This window comes from Flammeovirga agarivorans (assembly GCF_012641475.1).
GTDB classification, from domain to species: domain Bacteria; phylum Bacteroidota; class Bacteroidia; order Cytophagales; family Flammeovirgaceae; genus Flammeovirga; species Flammeovirga agarivorans.
Window position 1 is genome coordinate 472940 of sequence record NZ_JABAIL010000004.1, and the last position, 19314, is coordinate 492253.

16 protein-coding genes are annotated in these 19314 nt (G+C 27.0%); 3 read left to right on the forward strand and 13 right to left on the reverse strand.

All coding sequences use genetic code 11. The features are described 5' to 3' along the window. The first annotated feature begins 4 nt into the window (after positions 1–4). Entirely contained in the window at positions 5–1366 is a 1362-nt protein-coding gene (locus tag HGP29_RS14865) for a hypothetical protein (protein ID WP_168883207.1), read from the forward strand. On the opposite strand, the gene HGP29_RS29080 is transcribed toward HGP29_RS14865, so the two are convergent. The 10 genes from HGP29_RS29080 to HGP29_RS14915 all read right to left on the reverse strand — a co-directional run bounded on the left by HGP29_RS29080 (position 1349) and on the right by HGP29_RS14915 (position 11776). Beyond that, positions 1349–2419: a glycosyltransferase family 4 protein gene (locus HGP29_RS29080; protein ID WP_168883208.1), complete on the reverse strand. Its 1071-nt coding sequence runs from the start codon at positions 2417–2419 to the stop codon at positions 1349–1351. The genes HGP29_RS14865 and HGP29_RS29080 overlap by 18 nt on opposite strands. Next, on the reverse strand, positions 2416–3642 hold the full coding sequence (locus HGP29_RS14875) for a glycosyltransferase (protein ID WP_168883209.1): 1227 nt from the start codon (positions 3640–3642) through the stop codon (positions 2416–2418). Before HGP29_RS14875 ends, HGP29_RS29080 begins: the two co-directional genes overlap by 4 nt. Before the next feature lie 81 nt (positions 3643–3723). Continuing rightward, the gene (locus tag HGP29_RS14880; RefSeq protein ID WP_168883210.1) at positions 3724–4623 is read right to left on the reverse strand and encodes a glycosyltransferase family 2 protein; all 900 of its coding nucleotides are present in this window, start codon (positions 4621–4623) and stop codon (positions 3724–3726) included. Continuing rightward, positions 4616–5746: a glycosyltransferase family 4 protein gene (locus HGP29_RS14885; protein ID WP_168883211.1), complete on the reverse strand. Its 1131-nt coding sequence runs from the start codon at positions 5744–5746 to the stop codon at positions 4616–4618. The genes HGP29_RS14880 and HGP29_RS14885 overlap by 8 nt, the downstream gene beginning before the upstream one ends. Beyond that, positions 5743–6753 (reverse strand): glycosyltransferase family 2 protein, encoded by a 1011-nt coding sequence (locus HGP29_RS14890; protein WP_168883212.1) that lies wholly within the window; start codon positions 6751–6753, stop codon positions 5743–5745. The genes HGP29_RS14885 and HGP29_RS14890 overlap by 4 nt, the downstream gene beginning before the upstream one ends. Positions 6754–6764: 11 nt before the next feature. Then, positions 6765–7571, reverse strand: a complete 807-nt coding sequence (locus tag HGP29_RS14895; RefSeq protein WP_168883213.1) for a putative capsular polysaccharide synthesis family protein — start codon at positions 7569–7571, stop codon at positions 6765–6767. A 489-nt stretch (positions 7572–8060) separates the two neighbouring features. Then, positions 8061–9065, reverse strand: coding sequence for a glycosyltransferase (locus HGP29_RS14900; RefSeq protein ID WP_168883214.1), 1005 nt, complete (start codon positions 9063–9065; stop codon positions 8061–8063). Positions 9066–9070: 5 nt separating this feature from the next. Continuing rightward, positions 9071–10285, reverse strand: coding sequence for a glycosyltransferase family 4 protein (locus tag HGP29_RS14905; protein ID WP_168883215.1), 1215 nt, complete (start codon positions 10283–10285; stop codon positions 9071–9073). Next, a complete protein-coding gene (locus HGP29_RS14910; RefSeq protein WP_168883216.1) occupies positions 10285–11130 on the reverse strand; it encodes a sulfotransferase domain-containing protein in 846 nt (281 codons plus the stop codon). Before HGP29_RS14910 ends, HGP29_RS14905 begins: the two co-directional genes overlap by 1 nt. Next, positions 11108–11776: an NAD-dependent epimerase/dehydratase family protein gene (locus HGP29_RS14915; protein WP_211093299.1), complete on the reverse strand. Its 669-nt coding sequence runs from the start codon at positions 11774–11776 to the stop codon at positions 11108–11110. Before HGP29_RS14915 ends, HGP29_RS14910 begins: the two co-directional genes overlap by 23 nt. 56 nt (positions 11777–11832) lie before the next feature. Between HGP29_RS14915 and HGP29_RS14920 the strand changes: the two genes are divergently transcribed. Continuing rightward, a complete protein-coding gene (locus HGP29_RS14920) occupies positions 11833–14817 on the forward strand; it encodes a T9SS type A sorting domain-containing protein (RefSeq protein WP_262889532.1) in 2985 nt (994 codons plus the stop codon). 62 nt (positions 14818–14879) lie between these two features. On the opposite strand, the gene HGP29_RS14925 is transcribed toward HGP29_RS14920, so the two are convergent. The 3 genes from HGP29_RS14925 to HGP29_RS14935 all read right to left on the reverse strand — a co-directional run bounded on the left by HGP29_RS14925 (position 14880) and on the right by HGP29_RS14935 (position 18716). Beyond that, positions 14880–16604, reverse strand: coding sequence for an ABC transporter ATP-binding protein (locus tag HGP29_RS14925; protein WP_168883219.1), 1725 nt, complete (start codon positions 16602–16604; stop codon positions 14880–14882). A gap of 119 nt (positions 16605–16723) precedes the next feature. Beyond that, a complete protein-coding gene (locus tag HGP29_RS14930; protein ID WP_168883220.1) occupies positions 16724–17494 on the reverse strand; it encodes a hypothetical protein in 771 nt (256 codons plus the stop codon). Beyond that, positions 17484–18716 carry an oligosaccharide flippase family protein gene (locus HGP29_RS14935; protein ID WP_211093300.1) on the reverse strand — a complete coding sequence of 411 codons (1233 nt, stop codon included), beginning with the start codon at positions 18714–18716 and terminating at the stop codon, positions 17484–17486. Before HGP29_RS14935 ends, HGP29_RS14930 begins: the two co-directional genes overlap by 11 nt. A gap of 68 nt (positions 18717–18784) precedes the next feature. Between HGP29_RS14935 and HGP29_RS14940 the strand changes: the two genes are divergently transcribed. Continuing rightward, on the forward strand, positions 18785–19249 hold the full coding sequence (locus tag HGP29_RS14940) for a GreA/GreB family elongation factor (RefSeq protein ID WP_168883222.1): 465 nt from the start codon (positions 18785–18787) through the stop codon (positions 19247–19249). The last annotated feature ends 65 nt before the right edge of the window (positions 19250–19314 follow it).

Consider the following 19314-nt stretch of genomic DNA (forward strand, 5'->3'; position numbering starts at 1 on the left):
ATAAATGGATCCATTATATAACTTATTAATCACACCTATTTATTTATGTGTGATTTATTTTTTAATAGCACCATACTTTGCAAAAAAGTGGACAAATAAATACACTCGTAAATATTTTTGGTGGGGGTTACATGCTAAAATGATTGGTTCAATAGCTTTTTGTATAATATATCAGTTTTATTATGGTGGTGGTGATACGATTGAGTATTTTAAACAAGGTGGTATTATAGTAGATGCATTTTTTGATTCTCCAAATATTGGATATGAAACACTTATGTACAATGGTTCCAATATCAAAGGAGAAAATGCTCGTTACCTAGGTATGTTGTATATGAAAAAAAATAATAGTACTTGGCTCATGGTACAAATTTCAAGCATTGTACAATTTTTTTCATTAAAAACGTTTTATCCTACTTCTCTTTTATTTGGGTTATGGTCATTCCTTGGCTCTTGGAAATTAGCACAACTTTTTTGTAGCATTTATAAAGAAAATTATAAGTTAATATGCTTTTCAATACTTTTCATTCCCTCTTGTTTATTCTGGAGTAGTGGAATTATGAAAGAAACGGTCACAACAGGAGCCATTGGTTTTTTTGTTTTTTATTTCTGTAATGTTGCCTTTAAAAGAAAAGATTTATTTTTATCACTTATTTTTCTGATTCTACTCTTTACATTAATAAAAGTGGTAAAAGGAGCTACAATCTATGTTCTTTTACCTTGTTTAGCTTTATGGTTATTTTTATTTTATTTTAACAAGATACCTTTACTTGTAAAATATATTTTTTCATTTATACTAATCTCAACAATACCATTAGTTCTGCTTCTTATGATTCCTAAAATTCAAGAATATATTGAGAATAATGATGAATTTGTTGAAGCTCAAAAAACCATCAATGGTTTTCAAAGTGATCATGGAGGGGCATGGCGTAAAGGTAGAGGTCATGGAGGAGGTGATACTTCTGCCTATCATTTAAGTACAGCTGGAGATTTAAGCCTTTTAGGTATGTTAAAGTCTATGCCAGAGGCCATTAGTTTCACACTTTTTAGACCATTCCCTTGGGAAGCAAAAAAGGCTGTACAATTAATGGGAGCAGGAGAAAGTATTTTGTTTTTAATTTTAACAATATATGTTCTCTTAAAAGTTGGTTTAATAAAAACAGTAAAACAAACTTTCACAGACCCACACCTTGGCTTTGTATTGAGTTATGCTCTATTTTTTGGGTTTATTGCAGGATATATTTCATTTAATTATGGAGTATTACAGCGTTTTAAAACTCCAATGATGCCTTTTTATACATTATTTCTTGTTATACATTATCAGTATATTGTTAAAACAAAAAGAAAAAAATTATTCAAAAAAAGATAGAAAATTATCTTGATTCGATTGAACAGAATAATTTTCTTCAATTTTTTTTCTAGCTTCAATAGACATACTTTTTTCAAACGCATTTTCTAAAAATGTTGACAATGCATGATACCATTCCTCTTGTGAAGAACAGATAAAACCATTAATACCGTCATCTACAATTTCTATATTCACTCCCACTGGTGATACTATAGCAGGAATTCCTAATGCCATATACTGAAGAGCTTTAAAACCACACTTCCCCTTTGCCCAGATATCATCTTTCAGGGGCATAATACCTATATCAAATTGTATTAAATCTTGAATTTCTGTCTCTTTTGACCAAGGTTTATAAACAAGTGATTGAATAGGAAATTTAGGATCTTCATTCGAAATCATTCTAAACTCAAAATCATAGATTTTCTCCAATTTTTGAAATACAGGGATTAGAAATTCAATATATTGTGCAGTGGTTAATGTCCCTGTCCAACCAATAATTGGTTTTGTATTCTCCTTCTTATTAAAGAGTGAAGGATTATGGTAATTCTCGGTATCAATTGTAGTAGGATTAATGACTACATTCTGGTTATACTTTTTTGCATATCCTTTAAGATATTGGTTTCCTACACTAACAACAGAAGCCCATTTGATAATCCAATTCACCTTACCATACATCTTCAGTTTATTAAATTTTGCGTTATGTTCAGAATAGTTGGGTAACCAAATAGCATCATCAAAATCATAAATAACTTTCTTTCTTAATACTTTTGTTATGATAAACTCAAAAATAGGAGGTCCAATATGAGATGCTTCTCGATGGATAAATATCATATCAAAGTTACCTAATTGAAACATTAAACGAAATCGTTTCATAAAAGCATTTAATATAGCCAATACCTTCTGAAAAAAATATCCTGATTGGTGAAGAATTTTCCATGCATCTAAGGTTAAAAAAGAATGATATTCATATTTTATATCATTCTTTCTAATCAAATCTAAATACTGTTCAAATCGAAATCGCTGAGATGGAGCGATTGATGAAGGATAAGGAGCTAATATTAGTAGTTTTTTCACTTTGAAAGTAATTTTCCATAAATTTCATTATAAGCTATATCAGCTTTTGAAAAAGATCTATATTCTTCTGCTATTGCCCTAATTTTTAGATACAGATCTTCCCTGCTCATTGAGTTAATTATATTTTCAATTTCTAATAAATTCTGCAAATAAGAATGTTTATCAAATTTTCTCATAATTGAACCTATTCCATTTTTTTCTATCACTTCGGAGTCATCTGAAATATTTTCCGTAATCACTACAGGTAAACCCAAAGCTAGGTATTCTCCTGTTTTAATTGGTGTCCCATACCTCTTAGAAGGAACTGGAATAAAGGGTGTGAGTGCAAAGTCAGCCAGACCTATATAATCAGCTACCTCTGAATGAGGTACAAAAAACTTAAGTACTTTACCTCTACTTAGGCCTGCCTTTTCACACCATCTTAAAATTTCTTCTTCAGAATGATTATTCAACATCACCAATCGGAATCGATCTCCCCAATATTCTTCAGCTACCGAAAAGAAGTCAAAGACTTCTTGACTCAAGTAAGAACCGCCAAACTTACCTGCATAAACCCCAATAATTTTATCTTCAAGATTATATTTATTTAATAACTCTTTTCTTTTTCTGTTTGCATAAGAGAACTGATTAAAATCAATACAGGCAGGCTTTACATAAAAATATTCAAAATCTGCATTAAATTTTTCTTGTGCATACTTTCTCATCTCGCTAACACAAGCAATAGCTATATTAGAACGTTTAGATTGAAGTTTTTCAAGAGTCCATAAAATCTTAAAAGCTGTGCTATTTTTTTTCCATTCTCCTGCTTCTATCATAGGTTCTGCATGTGGTTCATAACTATCTAATATTAATATTTTCCTTGTCAATTTCGATAAAATATAACCAATTGCACCTCCTGGTGTACACCATGAATGAATGATTTTAATATTTTTTTTAAAACAGAAAACTATGAGTTTTAATAAAGTAATACCCATTTTGATCATCGAATGCATTCCAAACCTTGAGTAAGTAAAAGGTAATAACTCAATATTAAACTGACTTAAATAAGAATCAATTTTACTTCTTTCTTTTAGGTCAATTTTTTGATGTTCTTGTTCCAAGGTTAACAGATAAATCTTAGACCTTTCTGGTAAATTTCTGTTGATTATTTTTAAATATGGAAGAGTGTAAGTTTGTATTAAAGCATCATTATAACTCCAATATGTCGTTACTAGAATATTCATAAATTATTACAAAGCAAAATGAAAGCTAACTTTTTATATAAAAAAGGAGCAAGTAAATTAATTTACATCAAATTTTGTATATCACTTTAATTTTTTAATAACTTCATATCCAATTAGAGATTTAATTAATAAAATTAGAGAATTGATATTTAATCCATTAGATTTTAATTGTTTTAAAATATATCTAATTGACTGAGTTCTATTATTATCCAAATATGAATGAATTGCACAAAAATACGCACTATAACCAATTAATATTTTCTTATTATTAATTGATAAATTATCATTTTTCAAAAGCTTAGATAAAGCATTTTCTCTAGCTATTATTACTTTTTGATTATTTTCAGTCATTGACCTATTATCATGGTTTATCATATGAATAGTCACTTGATCAATAATAAATATTTCATTATTGATCAAGTTTTCGACTAAAAACATCCAATCTTCCATTATTGAGTACCTTCTATCTGACTCAAATAGTTGAAATTTCTCTTTGCTATTCTTAACGCAAAAATTACATGCAAAAGGATTTCCCTTGAGAACTACTCTATAATCATAACCACCTGACTCATATTTTTTTAAAGGAGAGTCGATAATGATATTTTTTTCGTTCACAATATTATATTTTGTTGCAAAAAAAATGTATTTTTGATTATTGATAATATTATTGTAAAGTATTTTTAAATGATTACTTAGCATTATATCATCAGAATCTAAAAAAACAATATATTTCCCTTTTGCTTTTCTTATTCCAAAATTTCTAGCTTCTCCCCTTTCTTCATTTTCCTTCCAGTAATATCGTAATTTGCTATCACCAAATGAATCTATAATCTCTTTCGTATTATCAAAACTACCATCATCTACAATGATTATTTCAAAATTATTAAAATCCTGTATTAATACCGATTCTAGAGTTTTTTTTATAAAATTTGCTCTATTATAGCAAGGAATTATGATTGAAAAAAAAGGGGAATTATTCATTTATTATTATTTTATATAAATCTAAATGTTTTTGAACTTTCACTTTATTGCTATAAATATTTAATGCGTCTTTACGGGCTTGAATTGAAAAATCTTTCATTTTTTGATAATTTTCTATTGAATATACTAATGCTTTTTCAATAGAATCACTTGATTTATAATCTACTACATAAGCGTTTTTCAAATGTTCAGCTGATTGTGCAGCATAGCCTGAAAGGGTTAAAATTTGTGGGCAAGCTGAAATCATTCCTTCAATTATATTAATTCCTCCTGTCTCAACATATTTTGATATAGGAACATGTAAATGCACATTAAAAAGTTTAAAAAGACCTATTGGATCATCTGAAAAGCCATGGTAAAATACATGATTTTTCAAGTCATACTTTAATATTAATTCATTAAATTTTGGTAGAAATTCGCCACCAGCGCCAAATATTAACAATTTTATATTTGGATATTTATCCTTGAGTCTAAATATAGCTTTTATTGCATATTTATGGCCTTTCCAAAATTCCATTCTTGCAATCATTCCAATTATAAAATCATTGTCATTAATTGCATATTTTCTTTTCAGATTAAAAACTCTATCATCAGAAATATTTTGATATTCTTCCTGTTTTAAACCATGATATATTTTTTGAATTTTTTCAGGTTTTATAGGCCAATTATTCTTAAGGTATTCAGCAGCAGTATCAGTAGTTGCTATAATATTTTTTGAGAGCTTAAATGTGAATAAATCAATAATTTCCTGTTTTTTACTTTTAAAGTCTTTCGCCCAACTAACATTTTCGCAAGTAGTTACAGTTTTAACATTTAATAATTTAGCAACTATTTGACCTATAATATTTCCATAAGGCAGACTAGTGTGTATTAGATCAACTTTATAACTTTGTAAAAAGTTATATGATTTTATAATATTTTTAAAGAAATCGTAGGATCCCTTATGATGTAAATAAAGCACATTTACACCAATTCCTTTCAAGTCTTTAACAAAAAAAGGTTCTTTTTTATTAAGTCCTATTACAATGTGATATTGTTCTATTGAATTATTTTTCAAAGATTCAGCATACCATAACCATTGTAATGACTTATCTATATGGGAAGTAAAAAATGCTAATTTCATTTAGATTTTCTAATTAAAGTTCTTAAAATTTTAATAAAAATAGAAGGGTATTTTAATCTTTGAAAAATAGTCTTTAACCCTTTTTCAGATTCAATCCATTTATGATTAAAATTTTTAATTATATAAGTAGCAATTCGTTTACTTTCAGTAAAATCACCTTCATTGTATTTGGATTTTAAATAATAAGACAAAAAATAAAAGAGTGTTTTCTTTTCATCAATATTCAATAAGTTTTTGTTCACTCTGAACTTTGAGAAGTTTATATTAGATTCACAAAGATTTAAATTCAGTAAAACATCTAAGATGTATTGACTTCCTATATCAATACATCTTTGAATAAATATTTCCCTCCAATCTTCAATAAATAAATCACCTTGGCTAATTGATTTACTTGATTTATGAAATCTGTATTTTGCAAAAACATCTTCTACTTTTATAAAGGAACATTTTAATGACAATCTAGAAAAAAGGTCATAATCCATTCCATATGAATAATTCGTATTCAAATATCCTACATTTAATAAGTATTTTCGCTTAAAAAAAGCTGATGGTTGTGAAAATGCCATTCCTGATAAAAATCTTTCTATAGATGGATTTGAATAACCTTCTTGATATTTAATATGCTTTCCCTTATCATCAATTTCTTCTACTACCCCATAGATAACACCTACATTATCTTTATTATTAAGAAAAAAATCATTTATCTTATTAAGTGTTCCTTCAACTAATAAATCATCACTATTAATCCAAGTAATTATTTCACCAGTTGCTTTTTGAAAACCTTTATTTATAGCATCTGACTGCCCATTATCTTTTTCACTGATCCAATAGTCTATATGGTTTTCATATTTTTTTATAATATCAACAGAATTATCAGTACTTCCTCCGTCTATTACTATAAATTCTAAATTACTATAACCTTGATTAATTATTGACAAAATTGTTTCTTCAATAAACTCTCCTTGATTAAAACTTGGTGTAATTATAGAAATTTTCTTAGTATCCATTTACATATAATTTATGACCATTTCTCTTTAAAAGAATTAATTTCCTTTGAAGTATAAAAGTACTTCATATACTTGGTATTATATATTTTATTCAATTTATGAGTATCGATTTTTAATTTATCATAAATTAAAGTAAAACTTTCATTCCCTTTTTTTGATTTTGAATTATTAGTGTTCATCAAAATTATATCCTCCCCAAAAAAATCTTTGAAGGCATTTTTATAAACTAAATCTAACAATTCTAATTTTATACATAGAATATCAAACTTCTCACTTTTGTAAATTTGATATCCTTTCATTTTGTCAAATTTGTATTTATAGATATCATAGTTTAAATATTTTTTAAATTCATATTCAAACCAATTTGATGTATATTCAAAGTTTGAATTTAATATATCGTTATATATAATGTCTATTGAAATATTTTCAATATCATCATATTTATAATTCCAATTTTGGAACATATCAGATATAGCTCTACTTACAGGTTCTCTTGTTAAAGTGACAATCTTTAACCTACACCCTGTAAAATTATTAATTACTTTTAATACCTTTTCACCTTTTATTATATTAATCAAAAAGACTTTATCTAGTTTGGGTAAAATCTTATATAAATAGTTATTAGATAAAAAATGAACATGAAAAACATATGAATATGGGTTATTTTTCTCTATTGAGTCAAAGACTGATGAAGAACCCACTTTACCCATTGTATAAACTAAAATAATTTCATTTTTTATTTTTAGATTATAAAAAACAAACCGAATAACAGACCTAAAAAATATAGTGATTTTTCTTAAAAAGTTTTTAATATTCATAACCAAAGTTTAAAATATCAGCTTCATAATGTTTATATATTAAATCTTTTGTTTTAATATTATAATAATTTTTATTATTAGTCTTATTAATTTTTAGTAACGAACAGAATATTGACAAATATTCACACACTTCCTCAAAGTCTTTATCTAAATTCTCGAACTTTCCAATTAAATCAACCCACTATTCCCCTATTTTATTTAGAATTATTCAAATTGATAATAATGAGAATTCAACTTCATCCAATCTCATGGATTCCTATCAAAGGCAAATTTAAAGAAATTATCAAACTCTTTTTCATTCAAAGAGTTTGATAATTCTGATAATCTCATATTTTCATGAAATTTTTCAGAGTGACATTTTATGTCAACTTTTTCTAAAAAGACTGAATATTTCTCTCATAAGGGCTATAACAATATTTTGATATTGCATTCCTAATAGAACTTACATTTGTTTTATCTACATGAATAAAATTAAACTTATTAAACACATTATGATAATGATTTATTTATCTTATCAATTTTTTCAGAATTTATTAAATAATTTTTTATTGACAACTCTAAAATCCGACCTTTAAAAAATTGTGTTTTTAGAAAATATATATTATCTACTTTATTTTTAGGTGACATCATGTATTTAGTTAAATTCCCTAAATATTTAAGAAAACTACCGAATAATAATTTAATTATAATTAATATATTACTACCAAATATTCTATATTTTGAATATGAGTACTCATAAACATCAAACCAAACTGACGCTCTCCCAAATTTAAGTTGAAGATTAGATAGATAATCCCAAGTCATCCTATTTGGTGATATCATATGTTTTAACTTTTGATCACCATTATAAAAAACTTTTTTTCCAAGTTTTCTAACTAGCCAACAAAATTCAACATCCTCACCTGAACTTAATGAAGTTGATGTTCTACCTACATTTACAAAAGAAAACCCTCTTTCTAATCCTTTATTTATGATATCTTTCTTAATAACCATACCGGCCCCCCATACAAAACCTCTTGTTTCAGTTACATCTTCACTTAGTTGAGAACCTTGTTTACCTACAGCATAATGTTTTTCATATTTACTAAACCAATTTGGAGGTGTTATCTTGTAGAATGGAAAGTTTTCACCTCCAGACACACCACAATCATGGTTTAAATTCATAAAACTAATAGATTTTTGAACCCAATCATCATGTAAAATATTATCGTCATCAATATAACCTAATAAATCATATGAAGCTTTTTTGCATCCTTTGAGTTTAGCATATAAAAGTCCTTGTTTATTCTCTTTAACTATTTTTAATGGCATACTAAAATCTCCCCAAAGCTTCTGTGCTTTTTCAACTGTTCTGTCAGTACTATTATTATCTATTAAGAGGACTTCGAACTTAATGTTTTGAAGATTTTTTTGTCTCTTTATTGCTTCTAAACAAACTTCAATAGTTTTTTCACTATTAAAACAACAAATAATTAATGAAATATTTTTATACATTATTATTAAGCTTTTTTATAAAATGAAATATACTTATCAGTACATTCTTTTATTTTAAATTTTTTAAATGCCTCACCTGTAATTCTCTTTTTATAATTATAATAGTTAAGATCATTCATATATTTATTTACTACATTGGCTACCTCTTTGATATTAACTTTTCCATCAGTAGAATTTTTAATTATATCCCCAGCTTGATTATTCGCTTCATCACATATCATTTTTGGAATTTCACCAATATCTGAAGCAATAATAGGTTTATTAAAATATAAATATTCAATGATTACATTAGGTACACTTTCTCCTTGAAAATAACTTAAAAGAAAAGCTAAATCGAAAATTTGAACATAATAAAGATAATCCAAAGGATTTGATTCAAATTGTAATAAATGAATTCCTTCTAAATGAGAATATTCTTTAACTAATTTCGATAAGTATTCTCCATCACCGATTAATATCAAACAAATTTCGCGATCAATTTCTTTTTTCAATAACTCGTATGACTGTAACAATAATTCCCATCCTTTTTCTGGAATTCCTCTTGAAACCATCCCAAGGATGAAAGTATCTTGACTTATTCCTAATTCTTGAAAAAGAACATCCCTTTTAGTTAATTTATAGTCTAACAAGTCTGGAATTGCTATATAATGTTTTTCGATTAATTGATCGTTTAAGAGATAATTTTTAATAGCATTATAATTTTTGTCTGCGGTATATATAATCCCATCTGAAGAATTAATGATAGTTCTATATTCTTTTTCTAAATTTATCTTTTCTTTTTTCTCATTTTTATTTAACTCATATTCACCATGCATGGTAATAATAAACTTAAAATTCAAATCAGTTTTAAGCTTACAAAATGACACAATTTTATCAGATGCATACATGTGACTATTAATAATATTAATATTATTAATCTTTATAAATCTTTTAAAATAAAACTCATTTATAAAATCCCTGAATCTAAATTTAAAACCGAATTTCAGAATAATTGCATTAATTTTCCATATAAAAAATAAAACAACTGGATTATATGAAAAAGTATTAATAGATACTCTATCCTTATAAGTATCAAGAAGACCCTTATTTACAGCTTCAGGATTATGATCATAAACATATACTTTTGTACCCAATTCCTTTGATAAAGATTCCGCAAGTCTTAAAGCATACATTTGTGCACCACCCAAATGTAAATTTGTTATTGATAATAAGATATTCATTAAAAAACCTTCTTATTTAATAATTCATTAAGTTTAATATTATGATTTTCAAAATAATCATCTAATAATAACTTAGATTTTCCATCAATTTCAGCTGTATAATTTCCTTTTAAATAATTATTATTAATCACGTTCTCATCTAATTGAGAAAAAGGAATTTGAATGAAATCAAGAAGTTTTTCCATTTCTTCTTTAGTATTATTGATAAAATCTGAATAATTTATAACATGAACCTGAGACAGGTCAAAGTAGTTTAATATTCTTTTTAAATGTATATGATAAATTCCATGATATACTACACCAGGCATATCATAAATATAATTTTCAAGATCAATGGAGTTAAGTTGTTGAATTTCAGTTTTAATTGTCTTATGAAAATCTGAAATTGAGCTAAATCTCAACCACTTTTCTTTATATTCTTCAGTTAACCTATTGTAAAAGAAGGGAAATTTTAAATTTTGCTCATTATTATCAAAAATATTTTTAAACATATTCCAAGCAGAATATGCTCTATCAACAGGATCTCTTAGTAATAAAATAAGCTTCATTTTTTCATTTACTTCAAAGGCTCTTTTAGGAAAGTTTTGATTTACTAAATATTCAGGTGATGCTTCAAAATATTTTATTTCTCTATTGAAAGAAAATTTAAATTCATTCACATAGTTTACAATGGGTTCATTTGTTATAAGAAACTGACTTTCCTTTCTTAAGGAACCTCTTAAGTTTTGTATTGAATTTAAATAATAATACAATGAGGTAGTCCCTGACTTTTGTGCACCTATAATAACAAAATCAGGAAATTTAGTACCTAGATATAAAGATTTAAGTTTTGTTTTTAAGTTCATTACTTTTCTTATTGTAATATTTATTTAATAAATTATAATTGTAATTTATATCGCAATTCAATAACTCTTCTTTTTCGATAGTTAAATCGTCATATTTTTGTATAATTTTCACCTTAGGCTTTATATCTAATATCCCGCTCAGTAATTCAACGATCTCGACTACATTAATTTTATTATTCAACAGTATATTTTTAATTATGCTTTCACTAGCCAAAATTAGAGGTTTACAAATTCTTAAAACATCTTCTACATCAATTAAATATCTCACGGAGTTTGAATACACAAATATTTCGTTATTTAATTCAATTTTTTCAACAAAATAATTCACTATTGTTTGTTTATTTGTTGTTTTTCCTACGACATTGGGAAGTCTAAATATTCTATAACTACTACATCTGCTTGTAATTAAATTTTCTAATAAAATTTTATGTTGTACATATTTACTATTTGATAATGCTTTATTGTAAATACTACAAGTACTAAAATATACTATTACGGAATTATGGTATTTTGATATTACATCCTCGAGCAATCTTTTTTCACGTAAAAATTCCTCATCTCTAGTTTCTCGTGAATTTGATACACCAGAAGCAAAGATTACTATATCTTCTATTTCATTGTATTCAATGAAAGCTCTTGCTAACATTCCATTACCTATTATCATTAAAATTTGGTATATTTATTTTTTTAATAATTGATATCATGAATATAAAATTCACATACATAATCCTTTTTTTAGCAACAATAAACACATTTTGTTATTCACAAAATATAGCAAACGATTCTATTGCTTTATTAGAGTTTTATATTGAAAATCCGAATAACACTTTAAACTGGGACACCTCTAATGAACTGAAAAATTGGGAGGGAATAACTATAAAAAATAACAGAATAATAGAAATCAGTGTAGTGAATAAAAATACTCCTATTTTCAGTGAATCAATTTGTAATATAGACAGTTTAATATACATTAAATTCAACAATACAAAAATAGAAAACATTCCATCAAAAATTAACATGCTTCATCATTTAGAACGATTAACACTATACAACAATAGAATTACTACTATACCGCGTACATTAGTTGAATGCCCTAATTTGACAAGAATTTCTTTAACAGCAAATGACATTAAATCAATACCATCAAGTTTTTCAAACTTTGAAAATATACAAAGCTTTTTAATTGACAATAACAACTTAGGCTATAGTGGTCTAGAAACACTCCCTAATTATTTTTTCTCCAATAATGTAATTACATATTCAACACAAAATACTATCTCAAGTGACACTACATTCTTTTATAATAATACCACAGAACTATTTGCACCTGATTCTGCTGTCAATAATAGTTATCAATGGTTTAAAAATGGACAATTAATAATTAATTCAAACAGTAGATCAATAATTATTAATGAAAATGCTGAATTTTATGTTGTTATTAGTAATAATGATTTCAGCCAACTCAACAATGTTACTTCTGGAAAATATTCAACAATAAATGCCGGACCCTTTTGGACAGATTCATTAGCACTAGAAAGTTTATCAAATAATAACCCAACCAATAATTTAAACTGGAGTTCAACACTAAGAGTAAAAGATTGGAATGGAATAACCCACTCAGGTTATCTTGGTGACCAAGTTACTGCAGTAGATATTAATAATCAAGGTTTACATACAATACCTAGTGACATCCAAAATCTAACAGGCTTAGATTCACTTATATTAGAAAATAATTATTTTGTTTTCGATGATTTATATTCAACACAAGGGTTAACTCCTTCTATGTTGTTTACTTATTCTCCACAAGCGAATTTAGGAGAAGAATTATCAATTGGTTTTACTAATGATTCAATCCAGCTAAGTGTTGATCCAGCAATAACAAATAATTCAGGAAATAATATATATGATTGGTATAAAGATGGAGTTCTTCTTTTTGAAGACACTTTAAGAACTATAAAAGTAAAAGACGTAGGTATATATCACTGCGAAATAAGAAATAATGACTTTAGTGAACTCACATTATATCAAAACAATATTTTTATCTTTGATCAGAATCTTTTTGACCAAGACTCTATTATTGTTAGAAGCATTGCTGAATTAAATTCCGATAACACTTTGGGATGGGATTTAGACCAACCTCTATCTACATGGACAGGAGTTACTTTTAGAGGTGGGAGATTACAGTCTCTACAACTAAACAGTAAAAATCTAGAAACTCTCCCAGCAAATATTGGAGACTTATCATTGATGGAAAGTTTAGAGGTAAATAACAATAATATCACATCAATACCAATAAGTATTAATCAATTAAGTACTACTCTTAAGTACCTTGATTTTTCAAATAATAATATATCCGAATTACCCGTTGAGATCTATGAATTAACTGCTTTAACTGATTTTATATTTAATAACAATAATATCACAACAATAAGTGATCAAATAGATAATCTAACCATGGCAGGCCACATCAATGCCTCAAATAACTTTCTAACTTTTGATGATTTATTGTTAATTAAAAATGGAATAAATCCTCCATCATTTGAGTATGCACCACAAGGAGCTGCAGGCGAGGAGCAGTATATTGCAACGGCTGGTATCATTTCAATTTCTGTAGATGACTCTATCGATCCAACAATAACTAATAACTTATACCAATGGTATTTTGAAAACGATTTAATTATAGGAGCAACGGACAAAGAGTATTTAGTAAATAATCAATTTGGTACTTTTCATGTCCTCATTAATAACAATGAATTACCAGATTTAACCCTCATCACTTCAAATATATTTGTTTCACCTGATGAAGTAAATCCAAATGACTCGCTTGCACTTATAACTTTAATTGATCAAAATAGTCAAAATACCATCAATTGGAATATTACAGATCCTGTTGGTACATGGGAAGGAGTTATTGTTAATGGAGAAACAAGTCAAGTTGTATCTTTAGATGTGTGGAGTAAAAATTTAGATAATTTCCCCGACGAACTTACTAAGCTTGATGAACTAAAGTCACTAAATATTGCAAATAATAATATATACACATTACCGGATAATATGGGTGATTTACAAAACTTAGAATATGCAAATTTCTCAAGTAATCACCTTCCCTTTTCTGAATTAGATAAAGTTTCTATCAATATAAGTAATGGTAGAGGTAATTTTGTTTATTCCAATCAAAAGTATATTGGAGATGAAAACACTTCAGTTACTCTTGAAAATGGGTTCAATTATATATATATACCAAATGACATAATCACTGAAAATGATTTTTACCAATGGTATAGAAATGGCGATGCTATTAATGGTGAAATTGGTGATAGTCTTAGAGTAAACAATACTGGTGATTATAATTATACAATAACCAATTCAAGATATATCAATACTCTTCTTACCTCATATTATATATCAGTTGATGGTGAAGTAACGAGTACAGTCCCCTACTTAGATAACCGAATTTTAATATACCCAAATCCAACATCAAATTATCTAAAAGTACAATCTCGAGATGATGTTAGGATTGTTGATGTAATTCTACATAATACTAGTGGTGTAAGACAAGAAACACCCTACAATTCTATTTCTACAACAGTTAGAGAACTTTACATTAAAAGTTTAACGAGTGGGTTATATATGGTAACTATTATTACAAATAAAGGTACAATAAGAAAAAAAGTTATTAAAGAGTAGTTTAATTACACCATAAATAGAAAGTCAAAATTTATTCAAAAAGGTTTGTTGACTTAAATAAATTATACCTTTACTGGAGTTAAATCAATAATTCTATCACACCCTTCTAATGTTGATAGTCTATGAGCAATAATAATTATTGTAAGATCATCGGTATGTGATAATTTATTAATCGATTCTGTAATTTCCTTTTCAGTTTCAGTATCTAATGCAGAGGTTGCTTCATCAAAGAATAATATCTCTGCATCAAAATATAATGCCCTTGCGATTCCTACTCTTTGTCTTTGACCTCCAGAAAGCTTTGTTCCATTCTCACCAATCCTTGTATGCACTCCTTCTGGGAGATTATTTGCTATTTTCCAAAGGCTTGATTTCTTTAACACTTGGTCAATTTTTTTATAATCTATATTCTTTTTCGAGGTGCCAAAAGCTATATTCTCCGCAAGAGATGCATCAATGATATATACTGATTGTTGAACATAACCAACCTTTTTAAAAAAAGCATCTTCGTATTCTGGGCCATAAATTTGACTGTCAATTCTATATTCACCTTTTGTCACTTTCAAAAATCCCAGAAGAATATTCATAATAGTTGTTTTACCAGAACCAGATGCTCCTATCAATCCTATTGTTTCTCCTTTTTTAATAACTAAAGAAAAATTATCAATAATATTAACTTTGTTATCAGGATAATGAAAATCTATTTTATCCAATATTAGTTCAACCTCAAAAGATATTTCCTTCTGAATTTCTTTTTGGTAATGTGTTTCTGTCTTTAATGGTTCTAGAACCTCAAATGTCCATTTATTTTGATTTAACCCATTAATATATGTCATCATTCTATTAATTGATGGCATAATTCTAAATCCTGCAATAGCGAATACACCTAATAATTGTAACAACTCTAACCTTGAATTAAGATAGTAAACGCCATAAACATTCATAACTAAAATTGCTAACATTAAAGAGGTCTCAATAACTCTTGTAGGTGCAAGATTATATATATTACTTTTAATATTTGTATTAGCAAGTGCGTCAACATCTTTTGTAATTCTATCTCGAAATTTATCTTCTGTACCTGAAATCAACACATCTACATACCCAAAAATACTTTGAAAGATATTCTGACTTAGTCTTGGGTTTACATCCCTCCTAACATCACTAATTTTCAAAGATCTTTTCTGAACATATTTAAAAAATATAAAAAATACTGGTATAACTATAATAACCAACAAACCTATGATTTGGATATCATAAATTGCAATACTAGAAACGATTAAAAATAATATAGCTAATTCATTAATAATATTTAAGACACCTAAAAATTGTTGATTTGCAAAGTTTTGAGTCGCTAGATGTATATTTCTAAATAAAATATTTGAATTCTTATCTTTAAAAAATAAAAAACCTTTTCTATAATAAATCTTATGTAGTCTTTTTGTGAAATCAGTATATAAACCCATTGCAAATTTACTTTGCTCCTTTACAATGAACATACCTCCAACATTCTTTATTGCTACTACTATAAATAAAATGGTAGTTAGCAAAACAATAAGTTGCTTATCATCAGTCAAACCAAAAGTAGTATAAATCCAATTTGCCCAAGTATATTTCTCAACCATATTATCTTCTAATAATACGGCAAATACAGGGAGCATAGCACTAAGACCAATAAGTTCTAGCCCGGAGTTAATAAAAAGAAGTATACTTACACCCACCGCTTTTAATTTTTGATCTTTTGGAAGAATTGATCGAATAAACTGGAGGGTTTGAAAAATGATTTTCATTTAAAAAATTCTTTGTACGTCGATAATGAAACAAAGGTAGAAAAATTTAGGTAATCACTAGTGTAAAAGAGACAATAGATAAGTTTCTACATATCCCTACAGATGATAAATTTTTAGGGTTAGTGGGGGTTATTTTTAATATATGATATGATTTCATCATAATTTTCTACCCATTTTTTGAGTGGTTGGCTATTGATCTTTTTTAATGCAGTATAATGGATTTTGTTATCTTTATTAATAAGAGACAAAAAAGATAAGATATTTGAATATTCCTTTTCATAATCAGAAAATAAAGATTCATACGTTAGTTTATATATATTAGAATATTGAATGAAGTGATTCTCTATATATTCTTTTTCTTTTTTATAATCCAACAAGTGTTGTAAAACCATTGGAGGAGAAAATGAAAAGGTCTTTTGAGATTCTTGGTCTACTTTGTCAGTAAGATAATTTAATGTTTTTCTAGCTTTTAATAATGAAATTATCATTGATAATGTATCCTCCCTATCAAGAAAAATGATCTTGATGTTATTTTTCACTAGGTATTTTAATACATATGGATACCTGTAAGCTTGTTCGAACGTCAGCCTAAACCCTCTTTTCTGATTCTTATTTGAATAATTATATAGAAATTTTCTTATTAAATATTCTAAGGGAAAATTAAATTTGACACGACTAATAATATTTCTATTGAAAAGGAGGCCTAAAGTTTTATATCGTCTATGTTGATTAATGAACACATTAAATGATTCCTCTTCCCATGAAACTTGATTGAAAATTTCAAAGTCAATCAAAGCATCCGTAGACTTTTTTAAAGTATACATTAAATGATTGGACCCTGCCCTCCCTGGAGTCAATACTACAAAATCATATTTCAATTTATTTTTCATTAGTCAAGTCTATCTTATAAAATAACATACATAATATCAATAACTGAATAAGCTTACTTGTTAGATAAATAAGTATAAATCTATTTATTGAGATGAAAAATAAACTTATCATACCCAATACAATTAAAACCTTCGTGAAAAAATTAGCCAATAAGACTTCTTTTACTTTGTTTAATCCATTTAATGTGGTTTCTAGATTAAAGATCAAAGGTTGAAGAAAAATGATAATGGATAATAAAGAAAACAACTCACCAGAAAAACTCCATCGACTACTAAATAGATATGTAAACAATTGGGCTCCATAGAAATTGAAAAAAATAGCTAATGGTAAAGTGAGTATACATATCAAAAGAAGTAAATAGTAAATATTTCTTTTTTCAAATTCTTCTTTAGATGAAGAATATCTAAAAATTACTTGCTGAAATAACTGAGAAAAAGTGCTAGAACCTTGATTCGCAAATGATTTAGCTTTAACGTAACTCCCAACGGTACTAACCGGATGAATATATTGAAGAACAATTACATCAAAATTATCAAATACATGGTCAGACACCTTTTGTAAGGTTCTTTGTGTAGAAAATTTTCTTAGATTCTGAATTTCTTGAAAATCGAAAATAAACCGTGGTAACCATTTTAATTTGAACCAAAGAATAAAATGTTGTAATGAATACTTTAAGATAAATTGAATGATCAATGAATATACACCTAATCCATTATAGGCCATCAGAATACCAATAGGTAATGAAATTACAATTGATAAACCATCTGAAATAGCAATAGCTTTAAAATTACTTTGTACGATGGCATACATCCTTACTCCTCTTCCAAACCCTGCTAGAATTAATAGGAAGCTAAGAAAAATATAATAATGAACATGATATTCAATAAGATTAAATATCCCGAAAATAAAACTTAAGAGATTAAAAAGAACAAAGAAAACGATTCCTAAAAACCCTAAACTCCAAAACACAGTATTTAATAGTTTTTCAGAGGGCTTTCCAAATTGAATGTAAGCTTCATTTAAACTTAAATCTTGAAGAATAGAGAAAACCATAAATACTGTGAGCAATACTCCAAATATTCCATAATCTTCTGGTGTTAATAATTTTGTCATCACAAGTGCATTACCTAAACTCATCAATTGAACGATAATTTTAGATGATGCTTCCCAAGATAAATTTTTTATTAACTGATTATCCACTTTGTTTATTTTGAATGACAAACAAAATTACTGTTTTTTTGGCTGATTGATCCTCAAAAAAGTATATTTGCTATTAAAATTGAACAAATATGAGCAAATCAGCATATATAACAAAAGAAGGAATGGAAGGCTTGCAACAAGAAGTGCAGGTTCTTTGGGAAGAAAGAAAAATTGTTACTGAAGCAGTTTCTGAAGCGGCAGCTATGGGTGATCGTTCTGAGAATGCTGAATATATATATGGTAAGAAAAAATTGAGAGAAATTGATGGTCGATTAACTTACCTTAGAAGACGAATCGGAAATGTAAAAGTTTTTGATCAAGAAATTGATGAGAATAAAGCAATGTTTAGTGCATTTGTCACTTTTAAAGATCAAACAAATAATGTGATGACTTTAAGATTAGTTGGACCTGATGAAGCTGACATCAAGAAACAATCAATTTCTATCGCATCACCAATCGGGAAAGCACTGTTGAACAAAACAATTGGTGATTCTGTAGATGTGATTACTCCTGCCGGCAAAAAAACTTTTACAATTCAGAAAGTTAAATATTAACTTCATCATAAGACCTGAATACTTCACCATCGACTTTTTTATTTCAAAACTTATTCAGTGTTCTT

Excerpts from the sequence above, each read along its gene's own strand:
- HGP29_RS14905 (WP_168883215.1), bottom strand. The coding sequence starts at position 10,285 with ATGAATATCTTATTATCAATAACAAATTTACATTTGGGTGGTGCACAA.
- HGP29_RS14910 (WP_168883216.1), bottom strand. The coding sequence starts at position 11,130 with ATGAACTTAAAAACAAAACTTAAATCTTTATATCTAGGTACTAAATTT.
- HGP29_RS14915 (WP_211093299.1), bottom strand. The coding sequence starts at position 11,776 with ATGTTAGCAAGAGCTTTCATTGAATACAATGAAATAGAAGATATAGTA.
- HGP29_RS14885 (WP_168883211.1), bottom strand. The coding sequence starts at position 5,746 with ATGAAATTAGCATTTTTTACTTCCCATATAGATAAGTCATTACAATGG.
- HGP29_RS14920 (WP_262889532.1), top strand. The coding sequence starts at position 11,833 with ATGAATATAAAATTCACATACATAATCCTTTTTTTAGCAACAATAAAC.
- HGP29_RS14895 (WP_168883213.1), bottom strand. The coding sequence starts at position 7,571 with ATGAATATTAAAAACTTTTTAAGAAAAATCACTATATTTTTTAGGTCT.
- HGP29_RS14865 (WP_168883207.1), top strand. The coding sequence starts at position 5 with ATGGATCCATTATATAACTTATTAATCACACCTATTTATTTATGTGTG.
- HGP29_RS14890 (WP_168883212.1), bottom strand. The coding sequence starts at position 6,753 with ATGGATACTAAGAAAATTTCTATAATTACACCAAGTTTTAATCAAGGA.
- HGP29_RS14880 (WP_168883210.1), bottom strand. The coding sequence starts at position 4,623 with ATGAATAATTCCCCTTTTTTTTCAATCATAATTCCTTGCTATAATAGA.
- HGP29_RS14875 (WP_168883209.1), bottom strand. The coding sequence starts at position 3,642 with ATGAATATTCTAGTAACGACATATTGGAGTTATAATGATGCTTTAATA.
- HGP29_RS14940 (WP_168883222.1), top strand. The coding sequence starts at position 18,785 with ATGAGCAAATCAGCATATATAACAAAAGAAGGAATGGAAGGCTTGCAA.
- HGP29_RS14930 (WP_168883220.1), bottom strand. The coding sequence starts at position 17,494 with ATGAAAAATAAATTGAAATATGATTTTGTAGTATTGACTCCAGGGAGG.
- HGP29_RS14900 (WP_168883214.1), bottom strand. The coding sequence starts at position 9,065 with ATGTATAAAAATATTTCATTAATTATTTGTTGTTTTAATAGTGAAAAA.
- HGP29_RS14925 (WP_168883219.1), bottom strand. The coding sequence starts at position 16,604 with ATGAAAATCATTTTTCAAACCCTCCAGTTTATTCGATCAATTCTTCCA.